This is a genomic window from Aristaeella lactis (assembly GCF_018118585.1).
Taxonomy (GTDB): Bacteria; Bacillota; Clostridia; order Christensenellales; family Aristaeellaceae; genus Aristaeella; species Aristaeella lactis.
The window spans coordinates 1,875,655-1,896,256 of sequence record NZ_CP069421.1 but is presented as its reverse complement, the minus strand read 5'-3'; the positions used below and the strand labels follow the sequence as shown (position 1 = coordinate 1,896,256).

The window sequence follows — 20,602 nt, the reverse complement described above, 5'->3', positions numbered from 1 at the left end:
TTTGATCATAATCCATACAGTTCGCTGAACTTCTTTTTCAGGTAATCCGTATACACAGCAGCGTCCAGCGGTCCGCCCATGGCGGCGGGCAGGAGATCCTGCGGCTTTTTCAGGGCGCCGTACTGGTGGATGTTCTCCGTCAGCCAGGTGGTGACAGGGGAGAGGTCGCCCTTGGCGACAGTCCCCCAAACGTCCACGGTCTTTTCCATCTGGCGGAGCATCTGGACGCCGTAGGCGCTGCCCAGGGCATAGGAAGGGAAATAACCGATATATCCGGTGGACCAGTGACTGTCCTGCAGGCAGCCGCGGCGGTTGTCGGGCACATCCACCCCCAGCACATCTTTATACAGCCTGTTCCACTCGCCGGGGATATCGGCAACCTTCAGGTTTCCGGCGATCATGGCTTTCTCCAGCTCGTAGCGGATCATGACGTGCAGGGAATAGGTCAGTTCGTCAGCTTCCGTCCGGATAAGGGAAGGTTTGGACAGGTTGATGGCGGAATACAGTTCCTCTTCGGTAACGCCCTTCATCTGTTCCGGGAAGACTTCCTTCAGGATCTTCAGCAGGGGAGCGCAGAAGGCACGGCTGCGGCCGATGATGTTCTCATAGAACCGGGACTGGCTTTCATGGACACCCATGGTGACGCCGCCGGCAAGGCCGGTGAACTGCAGATCATCCCGTACATCCATTTCATACAGGGCGTGCCCGCCTTCGTGGATCACGCTGTACATGCTGGAGAAGGGATCCTCCTCGTGATAGTGGGTAGTGATCCGGATGTCCCATTTGTTGGGGCCGCCGGTGAAAGGATGTTCTGTCTCCCCGATGGCACAGTTCAGTGGATCAAGTCCTTCCAGAACCATGAGCTTATCAGAAAAGATCCTTTGCTGCGCAATGGGCCAGGGACCCTTCATGAAGGCGGGCACCGGCTTTTCCCGGGCTGCCACTTCCCTGATGACCGGAGACAGCTCCTCCCGCAGGGTACGGAAGAAGGGATCGAGGTCGGCCATCACAGCGCCTTTTTCGTACTGATCCAGCAGGATATCATAGGCAGGCTTTGCCGGATCCTTCAGCGAGGCAAACCGCCGGCGGGCGGCAATGAGCTTTTCCAGATAAGGCGCGAACATATTCCAGTCGCTTTTCTCTTTCGCGTCATGCCAGACGGCGGAGGATTCATTGGTCAGCTCCTGGTATGCGACGAACTCCTCCATGGGCAGGATGTGCAGATCGTCATAGCTTTCCTTCATCACTTCCGCCCGGCGGAAGGTTACCTCATCGGTTTCATCTTTATGCTGCAGGATGGTTTCCAGAACCTCGCCGGTTTCCGGATTAACCAGCTGCCTGTACATCAGTTCACCCACATAGGAAAGGGCCTTGCCGCGGCCTTTCCAGGAGTTTTTCGGCGCGACGGTGTCGCCGTCCACAAACAGGATACTCTGGGCATGGCCCAGCGCGTAGGCTGCTTTTTCCAGCTCGTTCAGTTTTTCAATGGCTTCACTCAATATCATGTGGTTCACGCTCCTTTGCCTGTGGTATCGATTATAACAGACAAATGTTAAAAAAATAAGAACAAATCCGCAAAATGTTGACAGTATAAGGGCTCAATGCTACAATATGTGCCAATGTGGCAAACGTTTTAGCGGTTGCAGTTTGTCCGGACAAAAACTCATATTATACCAGGAGACAGAATCCGATGAACACGCGCGGAACAGGGAACCAGGTCAGCCTGCGGGCAGTTTTTTCTTTTTTGGTTATTTTGGTGATGATGATGCTTTCGGCCGGAGGCGCGGCCGCGGAACAGACGGAAACGCATACCCATGAAGGGTGGACCGCGGTTGAAGCATTGCCGACGGAATCGGGCAGTTACTACCTGACAAAGGATATTGAAATCACTTCTGCCTGGAAGATCAGCAGCGGAATGAATATCACACTGTGCCTGAACGACCATTCCATCACCATGACAGCTGCGGGATTGGGAATTATAATCGATGGCGGCACCCTGAACCTGTACGACTGCGGGACGACAGCGCACAGCTATACAACCGATACCTGGCCTGCGGTGATCGGCAGCGGATCCGGCACCTTTACCGGGGGCTATATTACCCATGCCGCCGGTAAAAACGGCCCCGCAATCCGAATAAATAAGGGCGAATTTAGTATGTACGGCGGTACGCTGATCGGAAACAACAATGTGAGCGATCAGTATTATTCCGGTGCGGTAGATATGGATGCCGGCACCTTTAATCTGTACAACGGAACTATTGCCGGCAATCAGGGAAGCAGAAGATTAGGCGGCGGAGCGGTATACAAAACCGGTGGCACAATGAACATATATGGCGGAGAGATCAGGCATAATTACGCCGAGTCCGGCGGAGGTGTACTGTCCTATGGCGGCACTACGATAATGAGAGGCGGCAGTATTCATCATAATACAGGCTATGCTGCCGGAGGCTTTTTTATAGCTGAAGGAACGGTTTCCATGTCAGGGGGCAGTATTGCTGATAATTCTGCGACAAATATCGGCGGGATGGTAGTGAACGGAACATTCAATATGTCCGGAGGCAGCATTACGGGAAACACCGATTCCAGCGATTATGGCTGCATATGTATTGGCGGGACAATGAACCTGTCCGGGGGCAGCATTAAAGGAAATACTTCGAAATATGGCGCTGTCAAGGATGAGGGAACGCTCTGTATTTCCGGCAATCCGGTGGTTGCCGGCAACAAAGCCCCAAACGGTAATGAGATGAATGTTTATCTGCCCGGAGGCAAGACGGTTCTTGTTACAGGCGCGATGACCGATGGCGCATCTGTGGGTATAACCACAGAGACTGCACCGACAGCAGGGAATCCGGTTAAGTTCGGCGTGAAATACAAAGCAAACAATACAGAATCTCCGGATAAATGGTTTTCCAGCGACAAAGGCTTTGACGTGCTTGTGATGAACGATACAGCTGATCAGGATGCATATCTCGCTGCAAAAGTTACCCTGACCTATGACGGTAACGGCGCAGACTCAGGGGACGTACCGGCTGCACAGACGGTTACCCACGGAACGGCGGTAACAGTAGCGGGCGCGGGAACGCTGAAAAAGGCGGGCAGCATCTTCGATCACTGGACGACGGTACCGGAGGAGGGAAGGAATACCTTTGCTCCGGGCGATGAGATTTCCCTTGAAGGGAATAAAACACTGTATGCTTCCTGGCTTACGGGATATACCGTGACATGGCAGAACGGAGACGGATCCGTGCTGGATGAAAAGGAAGTCAAAGAAGGGGATCCGCAGCCGACTACGGACAAAATCCCCGCAAAGAAGCCGGATGAGCAGTATACCTATACTTTCACCGGATGGGCGGAACCGGTGATTGACGAAAACGGGAACCGGGTGTATAAACCGGAGTTCTCCACGCAGCCGCGGGAATACACAGTAACCTTTGCGGATGACGACGGCAGCCCCCTGAAAGAGATTACGGTGGAATACGGAAAGACGCCGGTTGTCCAGCCGCCGGAAAAGAAGGAGAGGGAAACAAGCACTTATACCTTCGCCGGATGGAGCGACGGAACGAATACCTATCCGCCGGACGCTGAGCTGCCTGCGGTAAAGAAGGACGTGACCTATAAGGCGGTGTACACGGTGACAGCCAAGCCGACTGCCGCACCGGTGCCGGGTCTGGCGGCGGCTCCTACAGCCAGCCCGACCGTCATCCCGACGGCAATACCGAAGGTTACAGCCGCACCTACAACAGCTCCGGAACCGACAGTGACACCGAAGCCGGTGCCGAAAACAGGAGACCGGGAAGACGTGCTTCTGTGGGCGGAGATCCTGGCCCTGTGCCTCGCCATGCTGGTGGTGCTGTGGGCGGTAAGATCCGGCCAGAGAAGAAAACAATAAAAGAAACACGTGTCTCACAGGAGAGAAAAAGATGAATCCGCGGAGAGCAGGAAACCGCACTGACAGGACAATCACGATCATTCTGGCCATTCTGATGATGCTGACAGTCATTCCCGCCGGGAACGGCCTTGCTGAAGAAGTACACAGCCATGAAGGCTGGGAGGCTGTTGATGCCTTACCAATTGCGTCGGGCAGTTATTACCTGACAAAGGATATAGAGATCTCCTCTCCCTGGACGATCGCGAGCGGAGTTACGATCGATCTGTGCCTGAATGATCATTCGATCATCATGACGGCGGACAATAAAGCGGCGATCAGCATCAGCGGCGGTACGCTGAACCTGTATGACTGCGGAACAACGGTACACAGCTATACAACCGATACCTGGCCCGCGGTGATCGGCAGCGGATCCGGAACCTTTACCGGGGGATATATTACCCATACCAGCGGCATGAAGGGACAAGGTGTCCTGATGACACACGGTGTGTTTAACCTGCACAGCGGTACGATCATCGGGAACTGGACTGTCGGAAACGGCGCAAACGACCTGTACGGAAACGGCGGCGGCATCCGGGCGGAAGGCGGCACCGTGAACATAACCGGCGGGTCAGTTCTAGGTAACAAATCACATTTCGGCGGGGCCGGGCTGTTTCAGGATTATGCCCATATAAACCTGTCCGGAGGCCGGATCGCGGACAACCAGGGCGGTTATGCCGGAGGATTGTATCTTGCGGGCGGCACGTGTGAGATGACGGGCGGCATTATAGAACAAAACAACTCGGACCGGTCCCACGGCGGTGGCGTCTTTGTCCATAAAGGGCACAACGATAAACTGTCCGACATGAAAATGTCCGGCGGAATCATCCGGAACAATGCATCGTGCAGAAGCGGCGGCGGTGTTTACGTCAATTATGGCAGTTTCTCGATGTCCGGTGACGCGGAGATCAGCGGCAATAAAGCGAAAGATACCGGCGGCGGTGTATATACCTGGGGGATCACAAATATGAGCGGCGGCACGATCAGCGGCAATACCGCTGAAACCGCAGGGGGCTTTAATGTGGCCTCAAAATCATCGACTGTTATTACCGGAGGCCGTATCATCAACAATACCGGAACTGCGGAGGTGGGCGGCCTGTGCAATAACGGCGGAAGCATCATCATGACCGGAGGAGAGATCACCGGAAACGCTGCTCCGGAATCCGGCGGCGGTGTTTATAACGACGGTACATTCAATATTGAGGGAAATCCGGTGATCACCGGCAATACCGGCCTGAACGGCGCAAAGAGCAATGTATACCTGTTTAACGGGACAAAAAGTTCTTATATGACTGTTACGGGCGCACTGACCGGCGCGAAGATCGGCGTGACGAGCGTGAAAGAACCGCAAGCAGGAAGTCCCGTTATGATCGCGGAAGGTTACGGAAGTTTTAATGCTTCCGTACCGACAGGCGTGTTCTTTGAGATGGACGACAGCGAGACCTATGATGTGATCCGGCTGAATGACACTGCTGATCAAAATGTGTATCTGGCGGCGAAGGTGACACTGGCCTATGACGGCAACGGCGCTGATTCGGGAGACGTTCCGCCCGCGCAAACTGTTATCCACGGCAAGACTGTAGCGGCGGCAGCCCCGGGAAGCCTGAAGAAGGCCGGCCATATCTTTGATTACTGGACGACGGTACCGGAAGGCGGAAGAGTTTCCTATGCGCCGGGGGATGAAATCACACTTGAAGGGAATATGACCCTGTATGTTTCCTGGACGGCCGGACATACAGTGACCTGGCTGAACGGGGATGATTCCGTACTGGATCAAAAGGAATACCGGGAAGGTGATCCGAAACCCAACACGGAAAAAAATCCCACAAAGGCGGAAGACGACCTGAATACCTTCGTGTTTGACAAGTGGGAAGAGATCATCACCACAGATGGGAACACGGTTTACAGGCCGGAGTTCAAAGCTGTGCCGAAGCCGAAAGCCACGCCCACGGCAACTGTCCCGGCGGCTGTGGCAGAAATACCTGCTGTTACGGCAACAACCGCACCGACCGCAACGCCTGCAGCGACGATCGCACCGACGGCGGCACCGACAGCTGTTCCGGCGCCGACATCGACTCCCAGGCCGGTGCCGAAGACCGGGGATCGGGAAAATGTATTCCTCTGGGCTTGTCTGATGACCCTGTGTGCGGGTATACTTGCTGTGACACTGGTTTTGATTCCTTCCAGGAAAAGAAGGAAATAAAAAGAGGTACAGGGTATGCCGTATTATCCGGAGAGAAGACCGGATCCGTATGCGGAAGAACAGAAGCGGATCGAAGAAGCCGCGGCGCGGAGCAGGCGCCGCAGGCTTGCTCTTGCTGCGCTGTTTGCCCTGATCATTGTTTACAGCCTGATCCGGCTGATCGCCTACGGTGCGGATTACTTTTCCTCCCGGCAGGCCAGCCGGGAACTGCATGAGCTTTATGAAGAACCGACACAGGCTGTGACTGCCGCGCCAACCGCAACCCCGCAGGCACAGCCGGCGACGGAAGCACCACGGCAGGAGGAAGCGACACCCACGCCGGAACCGGAGCAGGAGGCTGTTCTTCCGCCGGTCGCTTATCCGAATAATCCTGATGTGATCGTTACAGAGCGGTTCCGGAAACTGAGGAAGAAGAATAAAAACATCATCGGCTGGGTTAAAGTGGATGCTGTGGAAGAGCCTGTCGGGCTGAAAGACAACTCCTATTTCCTGACCCATGACATCAACGGCAAAAAGAACGCAAACGGCGCGATCTTTACGGATTCCGGCATCAACCTGAATTCAAGGCCTTATACGGTTTTCCTCTTCGGCCATAACATGAAGAGCGGAAACATGTTCGGGCGGCTGAGAAAGTACAAGGAAAGTGCCTACTGCTACAGGCACCGGATCATTACTTTTGACAGCATGTATGAAGAAGGCCGGTACGCGGTATTCGCCGTGACGGAGATCAGCACAGAACCGGGGGACTCAAACTATTATGACCTCTGGTCACTGGACTCCCAAAACGTAGAGGAAAGGGAAGCAGCGCTGAACAAGCTGCTTTCCCGGTCCATTCATACCAGGATGCTGGACGTGCATCCGGATGAACAGTTCCTGATCCTGGTCACATGCGAAGGCAGGGATACGGACCGGCTGGTGGTTGCCGCCCGGCGGATGCGGGAAGGGGAAACCGAGAATAACCTTACGCTGCCTCCGCTCTGAAGATTTGTTTCTGTCCGGGAAAAAAGTGCTTTACAAAGCGGAAAAGATGTGATAATATATCCGCTGTTCGGGGCATTAGCGCAGTTGGTAGCGCACAACACTGGCAGTGTTGGGGTCAGGAGTTCGAATCTCCTATGCTCCACAAAAAAACGGATCACCTTCACGGTGATCCGCTTTTTTTGTTGTGTCGCAGGGAGATTCGCCCTCCTGTTCCAACACTGCCAAAGGCAGTGACGGGGGGAACGAAGGAAGCGGTAGCCCAGTGGGCTATCCTGCGATGCAGGAAGCGACCTGAGTGAGTCAACCGAAGCAAGCAGAGGGTTGAAGCGACAGCAATGCTCGCTGCGACGACTGAGGTTGCGGAACAGGAGTTCGAATCTCCTATAATTATGTATCATGAAGATCTCATTCATAATATTTGAGATTAGATTTTTTACAAGCGTGCTTGTGACAAATAAAACATGCATGAAAAGAAACGAAACAAAGAGAAGAAAACAAGGCGGAGAAAAGGCAAAGAGAGAACATAAATGTGCGCACAGCGACACAAATTGACATAATTGTGGTAAAAAATGACCGCAATAAGCACAAAATGACATAAATGTATCGCATACGATACAAAACACGCGATTGACAAACGAGGGATTTTTAGGGTATAATGCAAATGTATAAGGAGGTGACGCAAATGTATGAACTTGATGGATTTATAGCATTCAACTTTGATGTTGGTGTTGCAAGCGCATCAATCACACCAAACGGCATAACTTTCAATCGATCTGTGATTATGAAATTGGACTACCCAGAGTATGTAGTACTACTGATTAATCCAGAAACGAAACAAATAGCTATTAAAGCTTGTACAGCCGATACACCTCTTGCTACGCCGTTTTACAAAACACAGGAGGATGGAAAAGCAGTCAGGTCTGTACGTTGGAATAGTCGGGACTTGTTAAATAGTATATCTGAACTAATGAACTGGGACTTGAAAGAGATGCCACATCGGGTTGAGGGTAGACTATTATCTCAAGGTAATACAATGATATTCGATCTTACAAAGGCAACCGATATGAAGTAAGTTGTCTAACAGCATAAGCTGTTTGACATAAAAAAGCTTCATCCATGCTGGCACATGAATGAAGCACAAGCGAAAAGTTAGTTCGGTGAACCTCCCTATACTTTCCTGATTCATATAAAGTATAGCACTCCGAATTAACCTTTCGCAATAAAATCCGTAAGATGACTTCAACTTGTTTCTGTTATGTTTCGGATTTGAGTCGAGAGGAAAGGAGGGCTTGTATTATGATAAAAGACGATTCTTTTATTGTATCATACATTTATCGCGCATATATCACGCTTAAAGATGGGACACGTATATATGCTCGTCAATACGGAAAAAAAGCATTTCGTATTCCGGTGTATGCATGTAAACATGAATAATCGATGATCTGAAGAAGGGCTTGGAGGTTCACCTTCTTCTCTTGTAAACTTAATGAGTGTACAAAGAGAGGAATGATAATAATGTCAAAGGGTATTAATCAGCATGTTACACCACATAAAGGTGGTGGGTGGCAATTGATTGGTGCTGGAAACAGCAAACCAACGATGGTTGCTAAAACCAAAAAGGAAGTTGTTGATTTTGGACGTAAGATCGCACAACATCAAAAATCAGAACTTGTTATACATGGCAAAGATGGGCGTATTCAAGAAAAAGATTCTCATGGACACGATCCATTCCCGCCGCATGGATAAAAAGAAGCAGTTTCTGCTTTATAGCAGAAACTGCTTCTTTGTTGGTAGTGTTATATGCTGAAAGAATAACCTATTCTTTTTCTATTATGACAGCATTCCCATTTGCTGTTACACAAATCACAAAGGGTTCATAAACGGTGATCTGCCTATTTAATGCACTGGATCTCTCTGGCTCAAGAGTTATGTAATCAAAATCAACGCCAATAACAGCATTACACCCAAGCTCATAAGCTGCTTCTTTAAGCTCTTTTAGTGCTTGTCGACGAATTTTGACTAACGCATTGGTGAGATCCTCACCATGTCTTCCTTCATCAAACCACTGTGCACGCGGTATCTGTGTAGCGTCATCACCTGAAATATATCCTGAATACTTGACAATTCTATAGCCATCAAAATTGAAACCAGAAGATATAAGGATCTGAGATATAGCTCTTTGTTTATCAATTTCCGCTTGCTTTGCTGCAATAGCGTCAGATTTTTGTTTTTCAATATATTCACTGAACAGTGAAACGTATTTTTCAACTTTTGAATCGTCAACTATATAGCTGGAGAAACCCTCTCTGAAACTAAGGTTATTTTTTCTTAAAAATGATTCAAATTCATTCTTGTCAATGGAATATTGTAAAGCTATATCCTTCGTTTTCATGTTTATACCTCCCATTAATAGCCAATATTTTATTGATTATTTCTCCTTATAAATACTTTTGTGCTTCCTGATTTGATGGATCTATATCTAGAACCAAATTGGCATACTTCCTTGCGTTTTTAGGATCTGATTTGCATTTTTGTAAAAGGAGTGCGACATCTTCATTGATGGCAATTGTGGATTCTGTTTGCTTTGCAACAGTTTGAATAATAGAAGGTATTATTCTATGTTTGTCTTCAGATGTTTTTTCGAACTTTGTGCCACAAAAGAGGCAAATACGATATTCACCGTCTTCCTTCCATCTGGAAGCACCACAGCTGCTACATATCAAAGCTCTCATAGACAATCACCCTTATAAACGCTATATAGTTATTTCTTATCTCAATTCAACAGTATATTACAATGTTATATTATGCATATCAAGAACAATTTATGTATACTTCTTCTGTGAACTAAAGAAAAAAGAACAATAAGCTATCCAATCCATGATTTATATAAGGAAGCAACATGACCTGTAATATGATAGAATGTCAATGATTTTTGAAAAACTATGTCAAATACATCTATGGAATTGCCTTTACTGATTGATCTTTTACATGCCGTCAGCTATAATATATCTAACACTTAAAACTTAATTGTGGTGTTTTCCCTTGAATCTTGATTTATCCAAGAAAAATCCCTGATTATTGCAAATTTTGTTATTGGCTATTTTTGAATCTGTACTTTTTGTTTTCTTTAGGAATTCGGCTTATAAAGAGAAAAAAGCTGAATAATAAAATAATGATTTATGGAGGGGAAAATGAAAAAACTAACTTCAATAGCTCTTGTACTCTGTATCGTCATGATTCCTGTTCTTAGTTTGGCTGCTACTATCGATCTATCAGGAATGTCCTTAGCTGATTTAATTAAGCTCCAAGAACAGATAACTATTGCCATGTGGAAAACCCAAGAATGGCAAGAGGTTACAGTACCTGCTGGTCTATATCAGGTTGGACGTGAGATACCTGCTGGAAAATGGACTATTACTGCAACACCTAATGCATCTATGGCTCAAGTCGAGATAGGAAGTAAGCTTGATGATACAGGCATGGGTATTTCTTGGTCTGGAAGTTATGAATCTAACTACCTATATGGGAAAGAAAGTTGGCTGTACAACGAATCTCAAATGAATTCCTGGAATGTTACCTTAACTGATGGCCTGTATATAAATTTAGGCGCAACAATGGTATTTACTCCTTATGCTGGGCCTAGTTTTAAGTTCAAATGATCTATTGAACAAGAACAAAATGCACCGCTTGAACAATCACTGTGGTGCATTTTTGTTGTATTGGCAGACATAGATAATGAACGTCCTTCGGACTTATCAAGGGATTCCTCTTTTTGTCTGCTCGTTGCATTGCCAAAATTCCAGACAGATATATCACAACCCGCAAAAAAAAACGGACCAGGGATCGTTCCCTGGTCCGTTCCACTATCTTCACTTCGAATTTTCCCACTGTTCCGCCAGGCCGCGCAGTTTATCCTTGCTCAAAAAGGGCAGAAGGGGGACAAGACTGTCCATGGAGAGGGAACCGTTTTCCAGCATGCGGCTGACGATTCCATCCAGGGTGTCTTTGGATAAGAAAGGCGCGAGGGCCGGCAGGCGGGAGGGATCGTGCTTTTCATAGTTCTCCGCAAGCTGATCCAGTTTTTCTTTGCTCAGGAAAGGCGACAGGGAGAGAATTGTGCTTTCATCCAGTTCCCCGTGCCGGTCGACCAGGGCATCCAGTGTACTGCCATTTAAAAACGGCGCAAGGGCAACCAGATCCTTCGGAGAGACATCTGCAGCCTTTTCCGCGAGACGGCCCAGACATTCCGCATCCAGGAACGGCGCCAGGCAGACAATATCACAGACAGCTGCAGGTTTATCGGATTTCTCCGCATCCTGTACAGCTTTCTCCACTGCCTCCGGAGAAGCCAGCGGGGCAACCTGTGCGATTTCACTGATTGTCACAGGTTCTTTGCTGATCAGCTTATCAATGATCTTTGTTTCCTGACGGTCATCCCCGAGCAGGTCAGAAAGACTGATATCCAGGACTTCACAGAGCTGGGACAGTTTGCCGATATCCGGCATGGAGTTTCCGCGCTCCCAGTTGCTGACAGCCTGGAAGCTGACGCCCATTGCGTCGGCAAGCGCCATCTGGGTCATATTCTGTGCCAGACGCGCATCTTTGATCCTTTTGGCGGTTTCAATGGTATTGAACATATGCATTACCTCCGGTTTTCTGTTTGCCCGGCCGGGTACAGGGACAGTATACACAGACGGCAGGAGAAATGTAAATCAAGAGATGCTTGAATAAGGGCAGATATGGGATTCAAACAACGATTGATATGATGAATGTCAGGTATAAATCACCCCGCAGAGGATAGCTCTGCGGGGTGTTATGCCTTCGGATGGAACAGTATTAATCTGAATCCGTGGGAAATTCTTCGACGCGCCTGCAAGCAGGCTTGCTCAGAATGACACCCTTGTCAGCAAGGCTCGCCGTGCCGATGAAGGCCGCGGATAGGAGGGGAGTGATCCGAGAGGTGACCCAGTGGGTCATTCGCCACAGGCGAAAACGAGGTGAGCGAGTCAACCGAAACGAGCAATGCGAAGCGCTCCAAGCAAGCAGTGCGAAGATTGAGGTTGCGGATAGGAGGTCTGATTACTTTATTCAGACCGGGTCGGAGGCGGAGACGGCCTCTTCGGCTGGGGCTTCCTGCAGGGCCATATCCATGACAAGGGCAAGGGGGAAGGGCTCTCCTTCATATTCATTGACATAGAAGGCGAGCATTTTCCCGTTATAGCCAATGGCCGGGTCCATATAATACAGATCATCCCAGTTCAGATTTCCGGCCAGCATCATGCTGTTATAGAAGGCGAGCTGCGGCTCCATTCCGGACAGAGCGGCATGCGCAAGCATTCCGCCGTCTATCACCTCACCGGTGTCTCCGTCCAGGCTATGGATTGAAGCAAAAATGATATCCGAGTCAATGCTTTCTGCATTAGTGATAAGCGAAACAACAGATCCGTTTCCGAAGAGGGAAGGATACATAAAGGTACCGTCTTCCTGTGCGACAGGGTCCAGGTCCTCAAGCAGGAACTGGCCGTGGAAAATAGTCAGGTTCAGCTTATGCCATGCATCCCGGAACTGCCTTACGGTTTTAACCGGTTCAGCGGGAGTGATGCCCACGAGCGTATCGGCGAGGACAGGCAGGGCCGCGGGGTTCAGTGCCTTGACGGACATATGGTTAAAACCGATCTCAACATCCGGGTCCACATGACTTCCGGACAGGGTGTAGTGTTTACCCTGCATATTCAGACTGATGAGCTCATCTGTCTTCTTTTTCCGAAGCTGATGATATTCGGCAGGCTCGCATTCCGCAGCTTCAGCGCACCAGGAGGTAAGCAGGGCATACAGGGATTCATCCGTCTGATCGTTCACAAAAACCTCGATCTCATTGATCAGGGCGTCTTCCTCCTCAGAAGAGACAGACAGAACCAGGAACTCATCCGAGTATCCCAGGTACAGTACCCGTTTCCATTGACCGTTGTTCCAGACGGGCTCACCGACAGAGACGCTGTCGACCGAATAGCCGTCTATACCCTCGGGACCGGTAAGCATCAGCGCTTTAAAGTTTTTACAGAACCGGCGAAGGGACACGGGCTCGCCGTCAGCCGGCTGCTCCCCGGTGAGGACCAGGTTTTCATCCATCCACAGCGCGGAATCGGGCGACAGCTGAAGAGAGGGATCTATCATGCTGTTCAGCCAGGCTCGGCCGGTTTCGGTATCATTGCAGAACAGATACCAGATGCCGTTCTCTCCCGATATGGTTTTTCCGCGCCAGGTAAAGGCTTCCGGGAGGATCTCGTTGTACTGGCTGTCCAGCATGAAGACATAGTCATAAGTCCATTCGGATTCGTCACCGGACAGGGTACCGGACAGGATGGAGGCGGGTCCGAACATCTCCATCGCGTTTTCCGACATGGATTTCATGGTTTTTTCAGCTTCTTCCGGGGAGTCTCCGAATGTAAATCCTACATGGACAAACTGTGCCATTATATTGGTATAATCCTCCGCCATGCAGAAAGCGGAAGAAACAGTTCCCTTGTCCTTCCCCATGACAGGTTCCTGCGGGAAGACCATCGGCAGACCGTAAAAGTCTATCAGGTGCTTGAAACGGATGGAATCAAACATGGCCTGTTTTTCTTCCGTGAGGGGCGTGAAAAGGGACATTGCCTTTTCACATTCATCGCATTCCTTCATATTGAAGCAGACGGCATAGGTTCCATCCAGGTAACACTTTGCCCTGTAAGTGCTGTCCGGCGTATCCGGATAGGTGTAGCAGAAGGTCATCAGGTGGTTTTCAGGATCAACAGCAGGCGTGTCTGTAGTTCCTCCCAACTGGGAGATAAAGTAGGTCGCGAAACTGTACAGCGCCTGATAGGTGTTCTCCTCATCACTGTCTTCCGGGTAACGCTCTTTGAATCCTTCGAGCAGCGGCGCAATATCAGCGGAGCGGAGCTGGTATTCCGCCCGGTCCCAGGCACAGTTTCCCCACATCTGCAGACTGTCGGTCCATACGCCCTCATTGTCCGCGTCATGGAAAACAGTCAGCGGGATTCCGGGGAAAGCAAAGGCAATATTCCCAACGGTGCCCTGATACACTTCAAAGGGATCATAGAATGCCTCGTCCTCTTCCGCGGACGCACAGCAGGTAAAGAGGAAGACAATCAGCAGGATCATGGCCGGAATGACTTTTTTATGCATTCGGATTCGCTCCTTTTCTCCCCGGAACCCCGGTTTATGTGATTGTGACTTGCGATGCTTCCACATTGATAAAAAAATATAAGGCCCATGCAGCCGTGCCGGCCGCGGGGGAGCGTGCGATGGTCTACAGGCCTTATGAACTCAGGTGCGGGTTTTTCTTTCAGACAACGAAAAAAGAATAACATAACTGCATACAATTTGCAATGCATTGCAGTCTGGACAAAAATCCGGGCCCGGGAAGCAGCTCCCGGGCCCGGCCGTGATTCACTTTACAGATCGATTCCTTCGAAGCCCTGCCATACATTCTTTCCGCTGTAAGTAATCGCTTTGGCTTCGCCGCGAAGCACCTTCAGCACGGGGAAGGCCATGGCCTCCTGCTCCATCTCGCCAGGATAAACGGCAATGGGAGCAATCCAGCCGCAGCGCTCCCGGATACCTTCCTCGATATCCCTGAAGCGCATGAGGCCGCCGGTAAGCACGATGGCGTCCACCTTGCCGCAAAGCACGGCGCTCATTTCGCCGATGCTCTTGCAGATCTGGTAGATCATGGTGTTCCAGACCAGCGTTGCCTTTTTGTCTCCCTGTTCCACCAACGCGTGGACAGTATCCGAGTTGGACGTTCCGAAAAGGCTGACGAATCCGCCGGAACGGGAGCACATCCGCCGCACATCATCCAGGGGATGGGTTTCAAGATAATCCAGCAGCTCCAGCACCGGTACGCTGCCGATCCGGGTGGGGGCAAAGGGACCGTCACCGTCGGCTCCCATGGTGCCGTCTATCATTTTTCCGTGATAATGCGTGCTGACCGTGACACCGCCGTCAATATGTCCCACAATGAAATTGCAGTCCTCATACCGTTTGCCGAGAGATTCGGCATGGGCTTCGGCGACAGCCTTGGGGTTCAGCACATGGGAGTGGGGCGTGCGGTAGAGTCCGCGGATGCCGGTAAGGCGTGCGTAATCACAGTACTCATCCACGTTGGTGGGGTTCAGCGTATAAGCCGGCTTATGATAATTCTGCGCGAAACGCCAGGCAAGCATAACGCCCAGCTTCGCGGCATGTTCACTTCCGCCGACAGCCGCTTCGGTATCGTCATACAGCTTCTGGTCGATGATCGTTACGCCGCTGGGCTGTGTGCAGGCGCTTCCGCCGCGGCCGACAAACACATCGATTTCGGAGGGGTCAACCCCTTCCTCTTTCAGCATATCCAGGATCACCTGGTAGCGGAAAGGCACCTGGCCGTTCACATGGGGGAACTGCAGCAGAACCGGCGCGTCATGGAACTGGCTTTTCTGGAACAGTTCCTTTTTGTTTTCAAAGAGGCTGATCTTGGTGGAGGTGGAACCGGGATTGATGATCAACAGTTTAAAGTCCATAATTCATTCCCAACACTATTCTTCAAGAATGGGCTTCCTTCGCAGAAAGCTGGAATATCATTTCGACACACCGGAATGATAACCCTTTGCATTAATTATGTTTTTCGGGCGCGGGGGAAGGGCGTCCGCCATTTACCCTGTGAATCCGGCATCTCATGCACGGAAACCGGCAACATACGTTCCGGCAGGTTGAAACCTCCTTTTCACTCTGCTATTGTGTGCCCTGCGAAAAGCATTACGGGAGGTACGACATGATTCAATGCACTGGAATCGAAAAATCCTACACTGACAAAAAGGTCCTGTCAGGAATCAGCTTTGACATTCCGGACGGCCAGATCTTCGGACTGCTCGGTCCCTCCGGCGCCGGAAAGACGACCCTGATCAAGATCCTGACCGGCCAGCTGGCTTTTGACGGAGGATCGGCCATGATCCTCCAGAAAAACGTAAGGCATCTTACGGGGGAGGATAAGAAGAAGATCGGCATCATGATGGACCAGTTCGGCGTATATGAACGGCTGTCCTGCTATGACAACCTGAAGGTGTTCGCGGACATCTACGGTACCCCGAAGGAAAAGATCATGGAAACCCTGAAACTGGTGGGCCTGGAGGATTCCGCAAAAAAGCCCGCTTCCAGCCTGTCCAAGGGCATGCGGGTCCGGCTCCAGCTGGCACGGGTGTTCATGGTTTCCCCGGAAATCATCTTCCTGGACGAGCCTACAACCGGCCTGGATCCGATGACGATGAAACAGATTCACAGGATTATCCTGGATAAGAAAAAGCACGGCTGCACCATCTTCCTCACGACCCACAACATGGAGGAAGCGGCCAAACTCTGTGACACTGTCGCCCTGCTGAATGAAGGCGTGATCGTGGACACGGGAGCGCCGGAAGAAATTTGCCGCCGGTTTAACCACCAGAAGAAGATCGTCCTTCACCTGAAAACGGGCGAGGACAGGGAACTGGCCCACAGCAGGGAATCCGCGGCTGAGATCAGCAAACTGCTGGAGGAGGACAAGGTGGAAACCATCCATTCCTCAGAGCCGACACTGGAGACCGTATTCCTGGAACTGACAGGAAGAAAACTGGAGGAAGAGTGAGCATGAATAATATTCTTGTTATGATCAGAAAGCAGATGAAGGATACCTTCAAAAACAAGGCGGTCCTGATTCAGCTGATACTGCTGCCGGTGGTTGCATTCGTGCTGGAACGGGTCATCAGGCCGGAAGGAGTACCGGAACTGATGTACACCAAAATGTTTGCCGCCATGTATATGGCCATGGCGCCCCTGACCGCGATGTCTTCCATTATCGCGGAGGAAAAAGAGAAGAACACCCTCCGGGTGCTGATGATGTCCAACGTTAAGCCCGGACAGTATCTGACGGGTATCGGCGCCTATGTATGGATCATCAGCATGATCGGTTCTGTATTGTTTGCCGTTTCCTTTCCGGCGGCTGAGATGCCCTTCTTCTTCCTGGTGATGGGCGCGGGCTTCATTATTTCCATTGTGATCGGCGCCGTGATCGGTATTGCTTCAAAGAACCAGATGTCCGCCACTTCCATAGGAGCTATGGCGATGATCATCCTCTCTTTCATTCCGATGTTTGCCATGTTCAACGACGGGATTGAAAAGGTGGCCAGGTTCCTTTACACCCAGCAGACCCGGTTCCTTCTTGACGCTATGTCCTTTGCTGAAATAAAATGGGATGGAGCTGCCATCCTGGCGGCGAATGCTGTCCTGGCGGTGGTGATGTTCTTTATCGCCTTCAGGAAAAAAGGACTGGAGTAAATGAGGATAGATATCGACATCAACGATCAGTATCCTGATACATCCGTGACAATCCATGCCCCGAGGTTGTCCCAGGATATCGAGAAGATGATCGCCATGATGCGGATGCTGGATATGCAGATCAGCGCGGAAAGGAACGGGGAAACCTACATCCTGGACGCCAATCAGATCCTGTATATCGAAGCGGTGGAGCGAAAAACCTTCATCTATACAGAGACGGACATGTATGAGTCGGAACTGAAACTGTATGAGGTGGAGGAACAGCTTCTCGAAAGGGATTTCCTGCGGATCAGTAAACAGAGCATCGTCAACCTGAGGATGATCAAGAGCCTGAAAGCCGATATCAACCGAAAGATCAAGCTGACACTGAAAAACGGGGAACAGATCATGGTTTCCCGGATGTACGCCGACGAGCTGCGCGCAAAGCTGGGGGTGAGGTAAGATGAAAGAAAAACTGAAATACCTCAACTGGCTTATCAAGGAAATCATGGCAAGCTTCGGAGGGGGCATCGTGACGCTCGCCCTGATGAGCTACCTGCTGGGAGACGGTGTGGCGCAGTTCAGCCCAGTGTTCGGCCTCGGGAAGCGCGGTATACCGCTCGAGATCGTGGTGCAGTTCCTGCTGCTCGCTGTTTTTTCCGTCATCGTCAAGGACGTGCTCCTGACAGACCGGTGGATCAAAAACATGAGCGTCTTCCTGCGGAAAACCCTCTATTTCTTCGTTGTTATCCTGGGTGTATTCATTATGAGCCGCCTGTTCAAATGGTTCCCGGCAGACGCGACCAGGGCCTGGATTTTCTTTGGTGCATTCTTTGCAGTGGCTATGGTTATCATGACCATACTGACCCGGACAAAGGAAATATCGGAGAACAATAAGCTGCAGGAAGCGCTGGAGAAATACAAGAAAAGGGAAAAGAAGTAATTGATGAGGCAGCGGAGCGGAAGCTCCGCTGCTTGTCAATTAACAATGAACAATGAACAATGAACAATTAAGTGCTCCGGAATGCAGATAATATCACGCTTCTTGCGGGCGCTCACGGCGTATGCTACAATCCAGACAGATCCAAACCTCTATTTAACAGGAGTACCGGCAGATGAAGATTGAACGCATGTATGCGCGCGGAGCGGAATACCAGCGGTTCGAAACGCTTAAACGCAACCGCGAAAAACGTACCAGACAGAAGCTTGCCTTTATGGAAGGCGTGCAGATGGTGGAGCAGGCTATCCGCCATAACTGGGAGTTTGCCGCCATGGCGGTGGCTGACGGACGCCGTCTGTCCGGATGGGCGGAGGATATGATCGCGAAAGCGAAGCCGGAAGTTCTTTATCAGATGGAGGAAGGCATGCATGCGGATCTTTCCGACCGGGAAGAGAGCTGCGAGATCATTGCCCTTGTCCGTGAACGTACGGACGGACTGGAACGGATCGAAGAGAAGGCTTCCGAAAGCAGCATGCCGCTGCTGTATGCTGTCTTTGACCGCCCGGCGTCCCCCGGAAACCTGGGAACCTTCCTCCGCTCCGCCGACGCCTTTGGCGGAACGGGGGTTATCGTTACCGGCCATGCCGCGGACTTTTATGATCCGCAGTGCATCCGCGCCAGCGTGGGCACGGTGTTTGCCATTCCCTTTACGGAGATGCCCAGCGCGGAGGGGGCCCTGGAGTGGCTCCATGCACGGCCGGAAAAGCCGCTGATCGTTGGGACGAGCGCCCACGGAACAAAGAACCTTGATGAGATCGACCTGACCGGCCCGGTTGCCCTGGCCATCGGCAATGAGACTTTCGGCCTGTCCCGGGCCTGGAAAGACGGATGCGATGTGCTGGCGAAGATCCCGATCTTCGGCGCGGCTTCCTCGCTGAACGCCGGAAGCGCCGCCACCGTCTGTTTCTATGAAATCAGCCGGCAGCGCCTTGCCAAAGGGCTGAAATAAAAAACTGGATCCGGACAGGAGAAAGGCATCACAGATGGAAGTAAAGACGCTGGTTGAACTGTTTGACGAACGCCCGCTGGAAAATGTGCTGGGTGTGGAGATCTTTCATCCGGAAGAGGTGATCTATGTCTGTCCGGAGGGAACGCCGGAGCATGCCTGGAGGCAGCTGAAGGATTACTTTGCCCACCGCGGGATCGAGGCCGCGATGGAGTTCCTGTATGTGAACATCTATGATACACAGAAGATCCTGGAACTGTTCCGCGCCATCCTGAAGGATCATCCGGACGCTGTGATGGATATCACAGGCGGAACGGACGCGGTGCTGTTCGCGGCCGGACTGGCCTGCTCCGAGGCAGCAATCCCCGTGGTCACCTACAGCCGCACGATGAATAAGTTTTACAGTATCCAGAACGCGCCGTCCATGCACGGTTACGTATGCGATATCACCTTCTCGGTGGAGGACTGTTTCCTGATGGCCGGCGGATCCATGCGCAAAGGCCGGGTGGACAACAGCATCCTGTCCCGGTATATGGAGGATATTGATCCGTTCTTTGAGGTTTTCCTGAAGTACCGGCGCAGGTGGGATAAGATCGTTACCTACATCCAGCGCGTATCGGCCGCACGGGAGGACGGAACCTATTCCCTGAGCGTGCAGGGAGACTACACCGTCAAGGGAGAACAGGGCGCCCGGCTGACGGCGCCGGAGGAAGCGTTCCGGGACCTGGAAAAAATCCGGATGATCTCCGGACTGAAGATCGTGCCGGAGGAGAGCGTGGAGTTCTATTTCCGGGATCCGCAGATCCGGGCATGGCTGCGGGACGTGGGCAGCGTACTGGAACTGTATATCTACAAAGCGTGCCTGGATACCGGCATGTTCAACGATGTACGGACCAGCGCGGTGGTGGACTGGAACGGGGATGACCGGGACAACGCGGTGTCCAACGAGCTGGATGTGATGTGCACCCGGGGGATCACGCCGGTGTTCATCAGCTGCAAAACCTGCATGATCCGGACCGAGGCGCTGAACGAACTGGCGGTGCTCCGGGACCGCTTCGGCGGGGAGATTGCCCGGGCGGCCATTGTGACCGCGGAACCCGCGGGGGCATCTGCCCGAAACCGCGCCGCGGAACTGAACATCCGGATCATTGACCTGAACGATCTGGAGGAAGGGAACATCGGGGAGAGCATAAGGAGCCTTATGAAATAATGAACAATTAA

Annotated in this window: 18 protein-coding genes and 1 tRNA gene; 13 read left to right on the top strand and 6 right to left on the bottom strand. The window is 51.3% G+C overall.

The window, feature by feature from the left end; all coding sequences use genetic code 11:
• Window positions 1–5: 5 nt before the first annotated feature.
• Window positions 6–1,505: a carboxypeptidase M32 gene (locus JYE50_RS08770; RefSeq protein ID WP_084095164.1), complete on the bottom strand. Its 1,500-nt coding sequence runs from the start codon at window positions 1,503–1,505 to the stop codon at window positions 6–8.
• A gap of 185 nt (window positions 1,506–1,690) precedes the next feature.
• Between JYE50_RS08770 and JYE50_RS08765 the strand changes: the two genes are divergently transcribed.
• The 6 genes from JYE50_RS08765 to JYE50_RS08735 all read left to right on the top strand — a co-directional run bounded on the left by JYE50_RS08765 (window position 1,691) and on the right by JYE50_RS08735 (window position 8,855).
• Window positions 1,691–3,889, top strand: coding sequence for an InlB B-repeat-containing protein (locus tag JYE50_RS08765; RefSeq protein ID WP_084095163.1), 2,199 nt, complete (start codon window positions 1,691–1,693; stop codon window positions 3,887–3,889).
• A gap of 31 nt (window positions 3,890–3,920) precedes the next feature.
• Complete coding sequence (locus JYE50_RS08760) at window positions 3,921–6,128, top strand: InlB B-repeat-containing protein (RefSeq protein ID WP_084095162.1); 2,208 nt, start codon at window positions 3,921–3,923, stop codon at window positions 6,126–6,128.
• A 15-nt stretch (window positions 6,129–6,143) separates the two neighbouring features.
• Window positions 6,144–7,109 carry a class B sortase gene (locus JYE50_RS08755; RefSeq protein ID WP_084095161.1) on the top strand — a complete coding sequence of 322 codons (966 nt, stop codon included), beginning with the start codon at window positions 6,144–6,146 and terminating at the stop codon, window positions 7,107–7,109.
• Window positions 7,110–7,178: 69 nt separating this feature from the next.
• A tRNA-Ala gene (locus tag JYE50_RS08750) sits at window positions 7,179–7,251 on the top strand.
• Between the two features lie 540 nt (window positions 7,252–7,791).
• Window positions 7,792–8,181 (top strand): hypothetical protein, encoded by a 390-nt coding sequence (locus JYE50_RS08745; RefSeq protein ID WP_084095160.1) that lies wholly within the window; start codon window positions 7,792–7,794, stop codon window positions 8,179–8,181.
• Between the two features lie 443 nt (window positions 8,182–8,624).
• Window positions 8,625–8,855, top strand: coding sequence for a DUF2188 domain-containing protein (locus JYE50_RS08735; RefSeq protein WP_084095159.1), 231 nt, complete (start codon window positions 8,625–8,627; stop codon window positions 8,853–8,855).
• 70 nt (window positions 8,856–8,925) lie between these two features.
• On the opposite strand, the gene JYE50_RS08730 is transcribed toward JYE50_RS08735, so the two are convergent.
• Both JYE50_RS08730 and JYE50_RS08725 read right to left on the bottom strand, forming a co-directional pair.
• Window positions 8,926–9,501, bottom strand: coding sequence for a heavy metal-binding domain-containing protein (locus JYE50_RS08730; protein ID WP_179138257.1), 576 nt, complete (start codon window positions 9,499–9,501; stop codon window positions 8,926–8,928).
• A 46-nt stretch (window positions 9,502–9,547) separates the two neighbouring features.
• Window positions 9,548–9,841: a hypothetical protein gene (locus JYE50_RS08725; RefSeq protein WP_143763560.1), complete on the bottom strand. Its 294-nt coding sequence runs from the start codon at window positions 9,839–9,841 to the stop codon at window positions 9,548–9,550.
• Between the two features lie 459 nt (window positions 9,842–10,300).
• Between JYE50_RS08725 and JYE50_RS08720 the strand changes: the two genes are divergently transcribed.
• Window positions 10,301–10,768: a hypothetical protein gene (locus JYE50_RS08720; RefSeq protein ID WP_084095157.1), complete on the top strand. Its 468-nt coding sequence runs from the start codon at window positions 10,301–10,303 to the stop codon at window positions 10,766–10,768.
• 210 nt (window positions 10,769–10,978) lie between these two features.
• Here JYE50_RS08720 and JYE50_RS08715 read toward each other — a convergent pair whose 3' ends face one another.
• The 3 genes from JYE50_RS08715 to buk all read right to left on the bottom strand — a co-directional run bounded on the left by JYE50_RS08715 (window position 10,979) and on the right by buk (window position 15,670).
• Complete coding sequence (locus JYE50_RS08715; protein ID WP_179138256.1) at window positions 10,979–11,746, bottom strand: helix-turn-helix domain-containing protein; 768 nt, start codon at window positions 11,744–11,746, stop codon at window positions 10,979–10,981.
• Between the two features lie 451 nt (window positions 11,747–12,197).
• Window positions 12,198–14,294 (bottom strand): hypothetical protein, encoded by a 2,097-nt coding sequence (locus JYE50_RS08710; RefSeq protein ID WP_084095155.1) that lies wholly within the window; start codon window positions 14,292–14,294, stop codon window positions 12,198–12,200.
• Between the two features lie 269 nt (window positions 14,295–14,563).
• Entirely contained in the window at window positions 14,564–15,670 is a 1,107-nt protein-coding gene (buk, locus tag JYE50_RS08705; RefSeq protein ID WP_084095154.1) for a butyrate kinase, read from the bottom strand.
• 251 nt (window positions 15,671–15,921) lie between these two features.
• Between buk and JYE50_RS08700 the strand changes: the two genes are divergently transcribed.
• The 6 genes from JYE50_RS08700 (at window position 15,922) to JYE50_RS08675 (ending at window position 20,591) form a co-directional block, all read left to right on the top strand.
• A complete protein-coding gene (locus tag JYE50_RS08700; RefSeq protein WP_084095153.1) occupies window positions 15,922–16,767 on the top strand; it encodes an ABC transporter ATP-binding protein in 846 nt (281 codons plus the stop codon).
• Between the two features lie 2 nt (window positions 16,768–16,769).
• A complete protein-coding gene (locus JYE50_RS08695) occupies window positions 16,770–17,456 on the top strand; it encodes an ABC transporter permease (protein WP_084095152.1) in 687 nt (228 codons plus the stop codon).
• Window positions 17,457–17,897 carry a LytTR family DNA-binding domain-containing protein gene (locus tag JYE50_RS08690; protein WP_084095151.1) on the top strand — a complete coding sequence of 147 codons (441 nt, stop codon included), beginning with the start codon at window positions 17,457–17,459 and terminating at the stop codon, window positions 17,895–17,897. It begins immediately after the preceding gene.
• Between the two features lies 1 nt (window position 17,898).
• On the top strand, window positions 17,899–18,378 hold the full coding sequence (locus JYE50_RS08685; protein WP_084095150.1) for a DUF3021 family protein: 480 nt from the start codon (window positions 17,899–17,901) through the stop codon (window positions 18,376–18,378).
• Between the two features lie 172 nt (window positions 18,379–18,550).
• On the top strand, window positions 18,551–19,384 hold the full coding sequence (locus tag JYE50_RS08680) for a TrmH family RNA methyltransferase (protein ID WP_084095149.1): 834 nt from the start codon (window positions 18,551–18,553) through the stop codon (window positions 19,382–19,384).
• A 34-nt stretch (window positions 19,385–19,418) separates the two neighbouring features.
• Window positions 19,419–20,591, top strand: a complete 1,173-nt coding sequence (locus tag JYE50_RS08675; RefSeq protein ID WP_084095148.1) for a Card1-like endonuclease domain-containing protein — start codon at window positions 19,419–19,421, stop codon at window positions 20,589–20,591.
• The last annotated feature ends 11 nt before the right edge of the window (window positions 20,592–20,602 follow it).

Bases quoted from the DNA above. Each gene is read 5' to 3' on its own strand.
- JYE50_RS08725 (WP_143763560.1), bottom strand. From the start codon at position 9,841: ATGAGAGCTTTGATATGTAGCAGCTGTGGTGCTTCCAGATGGAAGGAA.
- JYE50_RS08760 (WP_084095162.1), top strand. From the start codon at position 3,921: ATGAATCCGCGGAGAGCAGGAAACCGCACTGACAGGACAATCACGATC.
- JYE50_RS08770 (WP_084095164.1), bottom strand. From the start codon at position 1,505: ATGATATTGAGTGAAGCCATTGAAAAACTGAACGAGCTGGAAAAAGCA.
- JYE50_RS08765 (WP_084095163.1), top strand. From the start codon at position 1,691: ATGAACACGCGCGGAACAGGGAACCAGGTCAGCCTGCGGGCAGTTTTT.
- JYE50_RS08715 (WP_179138256.1), bottom strand. From the start codon at position 11,746: ATGTTCAATACCATTGAAACCGCCAAAAGGATCAAAGATGCGCGTCTG.
- JYE50_RS08755 (WP_084095161.1), top strand. From the start codon at position 6,144: ATGCCGTATTATCCGGAGAGAAGACCGGATCCGTATGCGGAAGAACAG.
- JYE50_RS08730 (WP_179138257.1), bottom strand. From the start codon at position 9,501: ATGAAAACGAAGGATATAGCTTTACAATATTCCATTGACAAGAATGAA.
- JYE50_RS08675 (WP_084095148.1), top strand. From the start codon at position 19,419: ATGGAAGTAAAGACGCTGGTTGAACTGTTTGACGAACGCCCGCTGGAA.
- JYE50_RS08700 (WP_084095153.1), top strand. From the start codon at position 15,922: ATGATTCAATGCACTGGAATCGAAAAATCCTACACTGACAAAAAGGTC.
- buk (WP_084095154.1), bottom strand. From the start codon at position 15,670: ATGGACTTTAAACTGTTGATCATCAATCCCGGTTCCACCTCCACCAAG.
- JYE50_RS08720 (WP_084095157.1), top strand. From the start codon at position 10,301: ATGAAAAAACTAACTTCAATAGCTCTTGTACTCTGTATCGTCATGATT.
- JYE50_RS08685 (WP_084095150.1), top strand. From the start codon at position 17,899: ATGAAAGAAAAACTGAAATACCTCAACTGGCTTATCAAGGAAATCATG.
- JYE50_RS08735 (WP_084095159.1), top strand. From the start codon at position 8,625: ATGTCAAAGGGTATTAATCAGCATGTTACACCACATAAAGGTGGTGGG.
- JYE50_RS08695 (WP_084095152.1), top strand. From the start codon at position 16,770: ATGAATAATATTCTTGTTATGATCAGAAAGCAGATGAAGGATACCTTC.
- JYE50_RS08745 (WP_084095160.1), top strand. From the start codon at position 7,792: ATGTATGAACTTGATGGATTTATAGCATTCAACTTTGATGTTGGTGTT.
- JYE50_RS08680 (WP_084095149.1), top strand. From the start codon at position 18,551: ATGAAGATTGAACGCATGTATGCGCGCGGAGCGGAATACCAGCGGTTC.
- JYE50_RS08710 (WP_084095155.1), bottom strand. From the start codon at position 14,294: ATGCATAAAAAAGTCATTCCGGCCATGATCCTGCTGATTGTCTTCCTC.
- JYE50_RS08690 (WP_084095151.1), top strand. From the start codon at position 17,457: ATGAGGATAGATATCGACATCAACGATCAGTATCCTGATACATCCGTG.